The organism is Devosia sp. (assembly GCF_039927955.1).
In the GTDB taxonomy this organism is placed as follows: Bacteria; Pseudomonadota; Alphaproteobacteria; order Rhizobiales; family Devosiaceae; genus Devosia.
This window is the reverse complement of the sequence record NZ_JBDSUA010000001.1, coordinates 75,710-86,989: the sequence shown is the minus strand read 5'-3', so window position 1 is coordinate 86,989 and position 11,280 is coordinate 75,710. Positions and strand designations below refer to the sequence as shown.

At 62.1% G+C, this 11,280-nt stretch carries 12 protein-coding genes and 1 riboswitch; of the genes, 9 read left to right on the top strand and 3 right to left on the bottom strand.

The features are described 5' to 3' along the window. Positions 1 to 164: 164 nt before the first annotated feature. On the bottom strand, positions 165 to 1,040 hold the full coding sequence (locus ABIT12_RS00455) for an SDR family oxidoreductase (RefSeq protein WP_348040301.1): 876 nt from the start codon (positions 1,038 to 1,040) through the stop codon (positions 165 to 167). 114 nt (positions 1,041 to 1,154) lie between these two features. Between ABIT12_RS00455 and ABIT12_RS00450 the strand changes: the two genes are divergently transcribed. Further along, positions 1,155 to 2,108 (top strand): AraC family transcriptional regulator, encoded by a 954-nt coding sequence (locus ABIT12_RS00450; RefSeq protein ID WP_348040299.1) that lies wholly within the window; start codon positions 1,155 to 1,157, stop codon positions 2,106 to 2,108. Here ABIT12_RS00450 and ABIT12_RS00445 read toward each other — a convergent pair. Next, on the bottom strand, positions 2,089 to 2,445 hold the full coding sequence (locus ABIT12_RS00445) for a DMT family protein (protein WP_348040297.1): 357 nt from the start codon (positions 2,443 to 2,445) through the stop codon (positions 2,089 to 2,091). The two genes, ABIT12_RS00450 and ABIT12_RS00445, sit on opposite strands and share 20 nt — an antisense overlap. A gap of 28 nt (positions 2,446 to 2,473) precedes the next feature. Beyond that, entirely contained in the window at positions 2,474 to 2,728 is a 255-nt protein-coding gene (locus tag ABIT12_RS00440; RefSeq protein WP_348040295.1) for a DUF2164 domain-containing protein, read from the bottom strand. A 90-nt stretch (positions 2,729 to 2,818) separates the two neighbouring features. Between ABIT12_RS00440 and ABIT12_RS00435 the strand changes: the two genes are divergently transcribed. The 8 genes from ABIT12_RS00435 to cobO all read left to right on the top strand — a co-directional run bounded on the left by ABIT12_RS00435 (position 2,819) and on the right by cobO (position 11,256). Beyond that, the gene (locus tag ABIT12_RS00435; RefSeq protein WP_348040293.1) at positions 2,819 to 3,454 is read left to right on the top strand and encodes a hypothetical protein; all 636 of its coding nucleotides are present in this window, start codon (positions 2,819 to 2,821) and stop codon (positions 3,452 to 3,454) included. A gap of 47 nt (positions 3,455 to 3,501) precedes the next feature. Beyond that, positions 3,502 to 3,713, top strand: a riboswitch (cobalamin riboswitch). A 39-nt stretch (positions 3,714 to 3,752) separates the two neighbouring features. After that, the gene (locus ABIT12_RS00430) at positions 3,753 to 3,935 is read left to right on the top strand and encodes a CbtB-domain containing protein (protein ID WP_348040291.1); all 183 of its coding nucleotides are present in this window, start codon (positions 3,753 to 3,755) and stop codon (positions 3,933 to 3,935) included. A 90-nt stretch (positions 3,936 to 4,025) separates the two neighbouring features. Further along, the gene (locus ABIT12_RS00425; RefSeq protein WP_348040289.1) at positions 4,026 to 4,793 is read left to right on the top strand and encodes a CbtA family protein; all 768 of its coding nucleotides are present in this window, start codon (positions 4,026 to 4,028) and stop codon (positions 4,791 to 4,793) included. After that, positions 4,790 to 5,833, top strand: coding sequence for a cobalamin biosynthesis protein CobW (cobW, locus tag ABIT12_RS00420; RefSeq protein ID WP_348040287.1), 1,044 nt, complete (start codon positions 4,790 to 4,792; stop codon positions 5,831 to 5,833). Before ABIT12_RS00425 ends, cobW begins: the two co-directional genes overlap by 4 nt. Positions 5,834 to 5,848: 15 nt before the next feature. Beyond that, positions 5,849 to 6,067 (top strand): alkylphosphonate utilization protein, encoded by a 219-nt coding sequence (locus tag ABIT12_RS00415; protein WP_348040285.1) that lies wholly within the window; start codon positions 5,849 to 5,851, stop codon positions 6,065 to 6,067. 7 nt (positions 6,068 to 6,074) lie between these two features. Continuing rightward, complete coding sequence (cobN, locus tag ABIT12_RS00410; RefSeq protein ID WP_348040283.1) at positions 6,075 to 10,055, top strand: cobaltochelatase subunit CobN; 3,981 nt, start codon at positions 6,075 to 6,077, stop codon at positions 10,053 to 10,055. Further along, the gene (locus tag ABIT12_RS00405) at positions 10,052 to 10,618 is read left to right on the top strand and encodes a hypothetical protein (RefSeq protein WP_348040281.1); all 567 of its coding nucleotides are present in this window, start codon (positions 10,052 to 10,054) and stop codon (positions 10,616 to 10,618) included. Before cobN ends, ABIT12_RS00405 begins: the two co-directional genes overlap by 4 nt. Further along, on the top strand, positions 10,615 to 11,256 hold the full coding sequence (gene cobO / locus ABIT12_RS00400) for a cob(I)yrinic acid a,c-diamide adenosyltransferase (RefSeq protein WP_348040279.1): 642 nt from the start codon (positions 10,615 to 10,617) through the stop codon (positions 11,254 to 11,256). Before ABIT12_RS00405 ends, cobO begins: the two co-directional genes overlap by 4 nt. The last annotated feature ends 24 nt before the right edge of the window (positions 11,257 to 11,280 follow it).

Here is an 11,280-nt window from a genome sequence, read left to right as displayed (position 1 = left end):
CGCCTGATCAGATGCGCACCACCACACCGGGGACAATCCATCCCATCCTCCTGAGCAAATCACTTGCACAGCACAAGAATCCAAAAAGGATCGTAGGTAAACAGTTCCCCTTGATGGGGGAGGGGACAGGGGTGGGGGTGCTTCAGCGAAGTTGATCTGAGGGCTCAGGCCCCAAAATAGTGCCCCGCCTCAATATCCTCGATCAGCCCCATCCCCACCGGCTTCCACCCCAGCAGTTCCTGTGTCAACACGCTGGTATTTGGGCAATTCACTCCGGCAAACCCGCCCAGAAAACCAAAATGTGCGCCAGCGTCTACCTGCGCCTTGCTCACCACCGGCAACTGCAAATGCCGCCCAATTGCCTCGGCAATGGTCTTGAACTCCACCCCCTCGTCGCCGACCCCATGATACCAGGCCTCCCCGGCGCCCTTTTCGAGCGCCAGCCGGAACAGCCGCGCTGCGTCCAGCCGATGCACTGCAGGCCAGCGGTTCAACCCATCGCCCACATAGGCCGAAGCACCTTTCTCTCGCGCCGCAGCAATGATCATCGGCACGAAACCATGCTCACCTTCGCCATGCACCGATGGCGGCAGCCGCACCACTGAAGTGCGGACGCCGCGTGCCGCCACCTTGCCCGCGGTCTCCTCGGTTGCCAGTCGCGGATGCGACTTGAACTCCGCGGCGCGGTGGTTTTCCTTATGGAAGCCGGTTCCTGACGTCACGACCAATGGCCGGTCCGAGCCCTCCAGGGCCGAAGCCAGCGCCTCGATGACCCCGCGGTCCGCTTCGCAATTGGCGACAAAAGTCGCAAAGTTGTGGTTGAAGGCGGTATGGATAACCCCCTCCGCCGCTGCAGCGCCAGCGTGCAGGCTATCGAGATCGTCGATCGATCCGCGGTACACCTCCGCACCCGCCGCCGCCACGATGGCCGCCGCTTCGTCCGATCGCGCCAGCCCCAGCACCGAATGGCCCGCGCCAATCAATTCTCGCACCGTCGCCGAGCCAATGAACCCGCTCGCACCTGTCACAAAAACGCGCATTCGATATCTCCTTGTTGTCGGGCAGTCCGTGCCTGCAACACCAAGTTATCCATTGGCGTCCATACGATCTATGCGCTATTGTCCGTCATATCTTTGCAATCGTCCGGAACTATCATGGACCCGCTCTCAGATGTGCTCTCGCTGCTCAAGCCACGCAGCTCCATTTCCACCGGCTTTGACGCCGGTGGCGACTGGTCCGTCCGCTTCAGCGGCAATGTCGGTATCAAGTGCTACGCGGTGATTTCGGGCCAGTGCTGGCTTGCGGTCGATGGCATTGCCGAGGCAGTTCATCTGCAGGCCGGCGATGCCTTTTTGCTGCCGGGCGGCAGGCCATTTCGGCTCGCCAGCGATCTGGCGCTGCCCCCGGTCCTCGCTGAAACCGTGTTCGATCGCCACCGTGACCGGCGCACTGGCGGCATCTGCTACAATGGTGGGGGCGACCTATTCCTCGTCGGCAGCCGCTTCGAGCTTTCGGGCGATGCGGGCATCCTGCTCAAAATGCTGCCCCCCATCGTCCATCTGCGCAAACAAAGCGATCAGGCCGCGCTGCGCTGGTGTGTCGAGCGGATGATCGAGGAATTGCGCGAGGCCCGGCCCGGCGGCGATCTCATCGCCCAGCATCTGAGCCATATGATGCTGGTTCAGGCGCTACGCCTGCACATGGCCGAATCTGCTCAGAGCGGCGTCGGCTGGCTCTTTGCCCTCACCGACCGGCAGATGGGCGCCGCCATCAACGCCATGCACGCCGAGCCGGCCCACAACTGGACCCTGCAAACTCTGGCAGAACGCGCCGGCATGTCGCGCTCCACCTTTGCCCTGCGCTTCAAGACCACAGTGGGTACGTCGGCGATGGACTACCTGACGCGCTGGCGCATGCTGCTCGCCGCCGAACGGCTCGAAACTTCCGCCGACTCGGTCTCTGCCATCGCCCTGTCGTTGGGTTATGAATCCGACAGCGCCTTCAGCACCGCCTTCAAGCGCGTCATCGGCTGCTCGCCGCGCCAATATGGCCGCAGTGCCAACGACGCTGCTCCGATGCCGCCAGCCGCTACTTCAGCGGGCCTTTGAAAATGAAGAATGCTCCGCCAAAGATCAGCAGGAAGCCGACGCCGTGGTTCCAGGTCAGCCGTTCACCCAGGAAAAACACTGCGAACAGCACGAACACCGAAAGCGAAATCACCTCCTGGATCGTCTTCAGTTCCGCCCCGGTATAGACAGCGTAGCCAATGCGATTGGCCGGCACGGCCAGCCAGTATTCAAACAGTGCAATCCCCCACGAGGTCATCACCGCCACCCACAGCGCCAGCCCTGGAATTTTGAGGTGTCCATACCAGGCAAAGGTCATGAACACATTCGACGCGATCAGCAGCCCGATCGGTGCCAGGGTAGCAAAATTGAGGCCCATGAAAGCTCCGGAAGTAGGGGGGCGCGCCTTAACGCAGATGCTTGGTCGGCTGTTCCAGCGCAAAGATCGAATCGGTCAGATCGTCGATTTTTTCCTTGAGCAGCCCCTGCGCGTCATAGAGCCCACGATTGTAAAAATACGCCCCCATCTTGTCGACAAAGAACAGCATCAGCATCTCGGCCGGGATCGAACCGATGCTCTGGTCCAGCTCCTGGCGGAAATAATCCTGGATCTCTCCGACTATGGCCTTGGTTTCCTCCTTGGAAAACTTGATCGGCTTCATGAACATCTCCTTTTCAGCTGCCGTTCATACGCTGAGTCGCCTAGTGTGGCGCGACCCCGGCAACCCGTTAACCCCAAAGGAAACTCCGTCATGCTCGCCCGCCTTTCGCTGCTTGCCCTCTGCGCCTGCCTCGCCGCTGCCCCAGCCTATGCCAAGGACAAGCCTGCCGCCTTTTCCTGTACCGGCGTGTTCGGCCCCGATAGTTCAGAAGCCCTGCTGAAACAGACCTACGGCGCTGAAAATGTCGTCACCGGCATGGTTGATGGCGCCGAAGGCGAACAGATGCTCGCCACCACCGTGTTTCCGAAGAACCCTGAAAAGAGCATGGAGTTCGGCTGGCAGAACGATGACACGCGCGAGCGTCTTGGTTTTGTTTACCTGCCGCCATCGATGAGTGGCCCGCATGGTCTGCGTGTCGGCATGTCCGTCGATGACGTGGTCGCCATCAACGGCAAGCCCTTTACCATCGGCGGTTTCTGGTGGGATTACGGCGGCGGCGCCCAGATCGAAACCGGCGCCCTGGCCAATGGCGATGACGACAAGAGCTGCTTCCTCTCCCTCGCCTTCGTGCCCAATGATGACTATCCGCAGGATCTCGATGTCAGCGCTGTCTCCGGCGAAGTCAGCATCCCCACCGACGAGCCGCTGCTGAAAAAACTCGGCGTTCACCTGAGCCAGATCAGCATCAGCTACGCCTATCCCGAGGGCGACGTTCCCGCCGAATAGTCGACCAAGGGGCGGGGCGGCGGATTGACCGCCCTGCCGCCCCGTCGTACATCTGCACCTGTGTTGGTTCTGCAAGCCCATGTGGTGAGCGGATCAAAAGGGAATTCGGTGCGGACGACCCAATCGGGGCCAAAACCGGAACTGCCCCCGCAACTGTAAGCGGTGGGCTCCACTCATATGCCACTGGTGAAAACCGGGAAGGCGAGGGGAGCCGTATCCACCGCGAGTCAGGAGACCTGCCAGCACAACAACCGGGCGCAGAGCCCAATTTTCGACGCGCGCACGGAGGGTGTTGCCAATGAATACCACGGTCCAGACAGCCGGCATTGCCGGTCTTTCCATCTCTCAACGGCTTATCGCCGGTGGCCTCGCATTTCTGATAGGCATGACGCTGCTCTACGGCATCGGCTTTGCCAGCGACATGCGGCTGCACAATGGCGCGCACGACAGCCGCCATGCGCTCGGCTTCCCCTGCCATTAGCGGGAGTTGTTCAGAAAAAGTGGGCACCGCTTTTTCGGTTCGAACAGCGACCAATAGAGCAACGCCGCTCAGCGGCTTGAGAGATACAAAATGAAACTGTTCCAGCGAATCTTCTTCGCTGCGGTCCTTGCCGGGCTTGCGGCTGGTCTTGTCATGTCAGGCCTCCAGCAATGGAAGGTCGCCCCCTTGATCCTTGCCGCCGAGGTCTATGAGGACGCCGAAGCCGCCGCCGCCGAGGCTCTGCCGCACGATCATGCCGCCACGACCGCTCCGACCGCCGCAATTGCCGCTCCCGCCGCGCACGAACACGCAGCTGACGAATGGAAGCCCGATAACGGCCTACCGCGCATCGCCTTCACCGTGCTGGCCGATATCCTGGCTTCCATCGGTTTTGCCCTGGTGCTGGTCGCCATCTCCGTTGTCGCCAAGCTCGAAATCACCGTCAAGAACGGCCTGATCTGGGGTCTCGCCGGCTGGATCACCCTGCATCTGGCTCCAGCCTTCGGCCTGCCGCCCGAACTGCCCGGCATGCCCGCGGCCGATCTGGTGGCGCGCCAGACCTGGTGGGTGGCCACCGCGCTGTGCACCGGCGGCGCCTTCCTGCTGCTGGCCAAGTGGAAAAACACCGCCATCGCCATTCCGATTGCCGCCGCGCTCATCCTGATCCCCCATATCGTCGGCGCGCCGCCCCAGCCCGAAGAGGCCAGCAGCGTCCCGGCGCATCTGGCGACCTCGTTTGCCGCCTCGGCGCTCGCCGCCTCGGCCGTGTTCTGGCTGCTGGTCGGGCCATTGATCGGCTATTTCACCACGCTTTTGGCCAAGGCCGAAGCCAAGGCACCAAGGGCAGTTGCGGCATGAGCAAGATCCCCACAACCGTCATCACCGGCTTTCTCGGCGCCGGCAAAACCACGCTGGTGCGCCATCTTTTGACCCACGCCAAGGGCAAACGCATCGCCCTCATCATTAACGAGTTCGGCGATATCGGCGTCGACAAGGCGGTGCTGGCCGGTTGCGGGGACGATACCTGTCGCGAAGAAGACATGATCGAACTGGCCAATGGCTGCATCTGCTGCACCGTGGCCGAGGATTTCATCCCCACCATGACCGCGCTGCTCGACCGTCCCGAGCAGTTCGATCACATCATCATCGAAACCTCGGGCCTGGCTCTGCCGCAGCCGCTGATCCGTGCCTTCAACTGGCCTGAGATCAAGGCCCGCGTCACCGTCGATGCCGTGGTCACCGTCGCTGATGCCGCCGCCCTCTCCGAAGGCCGCTTTGCCTCCAACGAAGCCGCCGTCGATGCCCAGCGCAAGTCCGACGCCATGCTTGATCACGAAACCCCGTTGGGCGAACTGTTCGAGGATCAATTGGTGGCGGCCGATTTGATCATTCTAAACAAATCCGATCTGGTTTCGGCCTCAGCGCTCGACGCGGTCGAAGCCGAATTGCTGACCGAACTCCGTCCCGGCACCAAGATCATCCGCACCAGCAATGGCCATGTCGATCTCGGCGCGCTGCTCGGCCTTGGCATGTCCACCGAAGACAATATCGAACAGCGCCAGAGTCACCACGAACTCGAACACGGCGGCGAAGGCCACGAGCACGACGATTTCGACTCGTTCTCGCTGCGCTTCCCCAAAGTCACCGGCAAGGACCACCTGCTGGCCACCATCGAGCAGACCATCCGCAGCCACGACGTTCTGCGTCTCAAGGGCTTCGCCGCCATCGAGGGCTCCAATTCGCGCCTCTCGATCCAGGCCGTCGGCCCCCGCATTACCGCCTATTTCGACCGCCCATGGGCCGATGGCGAACACCGCGAAACCGCCTTGGTGGTCATCGGCGAACAACCACTAGACCGCGCCGCCATCACCGCCAGCCTGCAACAAGCAGCGGCTTAGGCCAAGGAAGCCCAAATGACCGAAATCACCAAGGACAGCAACGGCACCCAGCTCAACGATGGGGACGCTGTGACCCTGATCAAGGATCTCAAGGTCAAGGGGACTTCGGTCACGCTCAAGCGCGGCACCATGATCAAGAATATCCGTCTCACGGACGATACTGCCGAAATCGAGTGCAATGCCGAAAAGGTCAAAGGCCTGGTTTTGCGCACCGAGTTTCTGAAAAAGGCCTGAGGCCGAAATGCACCTGCTCTCCGCCCAGGCCGGGGCCATCCAGCAGGATGGCGAAGCCATTGATCTGGCCCAGACGCCGGGCCAGATCATCTTCGCCTCCGCCGCCGATAGCGAACTGGCCATGCTGGCCGGCGCTGTCGACCGCACCGCCGAAACCGAACTCCGCCTCGCCAACACGCTCCGCCTGTCGCACAATCTCTCAGTCGATCTCTGGTTGGAAAACACCGTCCGCCACGCCAGGCTGGTGGTCATCCGCCTGCTCGGCGGCGCTAGCTACTGGCAATACGGTGTCGACGAACTCACCGCTCTCTGCGCCAACCAGAACATCGCGCTGGCCCTCCTCCCCGGCGATCTCAACCCGGACCCGATCCTGCGCGACCGCTCCACCATTCACCCCGATGACTGGACTGCACTCCACAGCCTGTTCACCGCCGGCGGCCCCGACAACGCCGATGCGCTGCTCAAGGCATTCAACGGCCTGGCGCAAACTGGATCCAGCACCCTCCCCCTCGTGGGGAGGGCAGGGGAGGGGGGCGCCACGCGCTCGAAGCCAAGTCTGACTAATCTCACCCCAACCCCCTTCGCCCGCTTCGGTCTCTGGCACCCCACCCTCGGCATCACCGACGAACCAACCCTGCGCCAACACCTCGCGGCCCTTGCGTCTCCCTCCCCATTGTGGGGAGGGAGCAGGGGTGGGGACGAACCCCACGCACCGAGCAAAGGAACCCTCCCCACAAGGAGCGGCGAGCACCCCTCCCACATCCCCATCCTGTTCTACCGCGCCGCCCTCGAAGGCGCCGGCACGGCCACGCTCGAAGCCCTGATTAGCGCCCTCGAAGCCCAAAATCTGGCTCCGGTCCCGCTGGTCGTCTCTTCCCTTAAGGAAGGCCCCTGCGTGCGTTTCGTGCAAAACGCCTTGGCCGCCTTCCCCCCCAGCGCCATCCTCAACCTCACCGGCTTCGCCCTCGGCCTCGATGGCCTCGACGATAAATCCAACCCCTTCTCCGGCACCGACGCCGTAGTCATCCAGCTCCTGCAAGGCGGCCGCCCGCAGGAACAGTATGCCGCCGATCCGCAAGGCCTCACCGCCAAAGACCTTGCCATGCAGATCGTCCTGCCCGAACTCGACGGCCGCATCGGCGCCATCCTGATCGGCCACAAACAGGACGCCGTCTGGCACGCCCGCACGCAGTGCCCGCTCTCGGCCTACACGCCCGACCCCAGTGGCATCGCCCGCGCCGTCACCCTAGCCAAAAACTGGTCCCGCCTTCGCGCCACCGCCCGCCCTGATCGCAAAGTCGCCATTGTCCTCGCCAACTACCCCATCCGCGACGGCCGCCTCGCCAATGGCGTCGGCTACGACGCGCCGCAGTCGACAGTGGAAATTTTGAAGGCGTTGGAAGGGACAGGGTACGTCCTCACCCCCTCCCCAACCCTCCCCACAAGGGGGAGGGTGCCGCATCCAGTAGCTGGCGCGATCCCGTCCAACCACCGGCACGACACCTCCCCCTTGATGGGGGAGGCAGGGAGGGGGTGGGGCAGCGACATCGGCGGCAACGACCTCATCACCCTCCTGCAATCCGGCCCCACCAACGCCAACCCACAGCGCGGCACCTCGCCCGCCCAACTCCCACTATCTGACTACGCCCGCCTCTTCGCGACACTCCCCGCCAAAATCCAGTCCGAAGTCACCACCCGCTGGGGCGGCCCCGAAGCCGACCCCTTTGTGGGCGGCGGCACGTTCCATCTCCCCGCGCTGATCTTCGGCAATATCGCCATCCTGCTCCAGCCCGCCCGCGGCTATGACCGCGATGAAACCGCGAATTACCACGATCCCGACCTCGTTCCCCCGCACGCCTATCTCGCTGCCTATCTCTGGCTGCGCCACTGCTTTGGCGCCCACGCGCTGATCCACAACGGCAAGCATGGCAATCTTGAATGGCTCCCCGGCAAGGCCACCGCGCTCGATGACACCAGTTACCCCGACGCGCTCTGGGGCCAGTTGCCGCATCTTTATCCGTTCATCGTCAACGACCCCGGCGAGGGCACCCAGGCCAAGCGCCGCACTGGCGCGGTCATCATCGATCATCTGGTGCCGCCGCTGACCCGTGCCGAAACCTATGGTCCGCTCAAAGACCTCGAAGCCCTGCTCGATGAGTATTATGCCGCCTCCGGCATGGACCGCCGCCGTCTGGCCGATCTTAAACGCCGTATCCTTGATTTCGCCAGGGACGCGCGCCTCGATCGCGACATCGCCTTGCCGGACAATCCCGATGCGGCTTTGGCCGAAATTGACAACTTCCTCTGCGAACTGAAGGAGTCCCAGATTCGTGATGGCCTGCACATCTTCGGCCAGTCCCCCGCCGGCGATCTCGAACGCGACCTGATCGTCGCCTTGGCTCGCGTCCCGCGCGGGGACAATGGGGGCAATGATGCCTCGTTGGTCCGCGCGCTGGCCGATGATCTCAAACTCGGTTTCGATCCGCTCACAGCCCGGCAGGGAACGCATTGGTCCGGACCCCAGGCGCCATTTCTAGGTCGCTCGGAATCCGTTCATATTCGCACCAATGGCGACGTAATCGAGGCCTTGGAGGCTTTGGCCAGCGAACTGGTATCGGGGCGTTCGCCCGATCCCGAATGGACCGCCACGCGCGCCGTTCTGGACACTGTCGAAACCAATATTCGTCCGCGCCTTGCCGCCAGCGGACCCAATGAAATCAAGGCCTTGCTCGATGGTCTCGATGGAAAATTCATCGCCCCCGGCCCCTCCGGCGCCCCCTCACGCGGCCGCCTCGACGTGCTGCCGACCGGCCGTAATTTCTTCTCGCTCGACAATCGCGCCGTTCCCACCCCAACCGCGTGGGAACTCGGCCGCAAGTCGGCAGAGAATGTCGTTCTAAGATATTTCCAGGATCACGGTAGTTACTTGAAATCATTGGCCCTTTCCGTCTGGGGCACCGCCAATATGCGCACCGGTGGTGACGATATCGCCCAGGCACTGGCCTTCATCGGCGCCAGGCCAAAATGGGAGCCGTCCTCCCTCCGGGTCTCGGGCTACGAGATCATCCCCCTCGCCAAACTTGGTCGCCCTCGCGTCGATGTCACCCTACGCATCTCCGGGTTTTTCCGTGATGCCTTTCCCGCCCAGATCGCCCTGTTCGACCGTGCCATCAGGGCCATCGGCGCTCTCGATGAACCTGAAGACCAGAACCCCATTGCTGCTAGAATGCGCACTGATGCCTTGGGCTTGATGGCCGCCGGCAACAGTGAAGCAGAAGCCGCACTCAGCGCTGGTCACCGGATTTTCGGTTCAAAACCAGGTGCTTATGGCGCCGGGCTACAAGGCCTGATTGATAGCGGTAACTGGCAGACCAAGTCCAATCTGGCCGAGGCCTTCCTCAATTGGGGCCAGTATGCTTATGGCGCGCAGGCTGCCGGCCTGCCCGAACGCGCCCGCTTCGCCGCCCGCCTGTCCGATATCGATGCAGTGATCCACAATCAGGACAATCGCGAACACGACCTTCTCGATAGTGATGATTACTACCAGTTCGAAGGTGGCCTTTCCGCCACCGCCGAAACCCTGTCGGGCACCAAACCAGCCGCCTATCACAACGACCATTCGCGCCCCGATCGGCCGCTGACCCGCAGCCTTGCGGAAGAAATTTCCAAGGTCATGCGCTCGCGCGTCGTCAACCCGAAGTGGATCAATGGCGTGCGCCGCCACGGCTACAAGGGCGCCTTCGAAATCATCGCCACCGTCGACTATATGTTCGCCTTCGCCGCCACCACCGGCGCGGTCAAAACCCATCACTTCGACCTGGCCTTCGAAGCCTTTGTCGAAGACCATTCAGTGCGCGATTTCATCAGGCAGAACAACCACTTCGGCTACGATGAACTGATCGCCAAATTCAACGATGCTATCGCCCGCGGCCTCTGGACCCCACGCTCCAATTCCGCCTACGCTCTCCTTCATGAGGGAAGCGCATGAACAACACTATTATCTATCTGCTCGGCCACTACGGCGTCGGCAAGCTGACCACTGCCAAGGCGATCGTGGCTGCTACCAGCGCTCGTCTGCTCGATAACCATTTGATCAACAACGTAGTTTTCAGTCTGTTGCCTTCCGATGGGAAATCCGAGCTGCCCGAGATCATCTGGGATCATATTGGCCGTATCCGCGAAATCGCCTTTGAAACCATCGAGGCGGTTGCGCCTGCCGACTATAGCTATGTCCTCACCAACGCTCTGACCGATGACCCCGAAGACCAGCGATGGTTCGAGCGCTCCGTCTTGTTGGCGCAGCGCCGCAACGCCAACTTCCTGCCGGTGCTGCTGAACTGCGACATCGACCAGCACGCACTGCGGCTGCCGACTCCGGAACGCCGCGCGAATTTCAAGTATACCGACGTGGCCTCTGGTCTGGCGCGGCGCGACACGGTTGCGCTGCTGCCCATCAATCACCCCAACCTGCTTGAACTCGACAATACCAATCTGTCCCCGGAGCGGGCCGCCGCCATCATCATCGCCGCCGCAGAAAGGCTTCGTCCATGAACGACCGCGCGCCCAAGAAGACCGATCTGATGACCGAGGCGGAACGCGACGCCTATCACGCTGAAAAGATGAAGAAAAAGAAGGAGGCCCGCACCCGGATGCTGGCCACCAAGACCGAGGAACGCGGCCTGCTGATCGTCCATACCGGTAAGGGCAAGGGAAAATCCACCGCCGCCTTCGGCATGGTATTCCGTGCCATTGGCCACGGTTTCAAGGTCGGCATCGTCCAGTTCGTCAAAGGCGCCTGGGGCACCGGCGAACGCGACGTACTGGAAAAATTCTCCGATCTGGTGACCATCCGCGCCATGGGCGAGGGCTTTACCTGGGACACCCAGGATCGCCAGCGCGACCTCGCCGCCGCCGCCGCCGCGTGGAAACAGGCCAAGGAAATGATCGCCGACCCAGCCTACAAAATGGTGTTGCTCGATGAGCTTAATATCTGTTTGCGCTATGATTATCTGCCACTCGAAGAAGTCATTGAGGTGCTTAAAAACAAGCCGCGCGATACCCACGTCATTGTCACCGGCCGCAACGCCAAGGATGAACTGATCGAAATTGCCGATCTGGTCACCGAAATGACCGAGATCAAGCACCCGTTCCGCACCGGCGTTAAAGCCCAGGCCGGTATTGAGTTTTAGACTTTAAGTTTTGCTTGGCGCTTC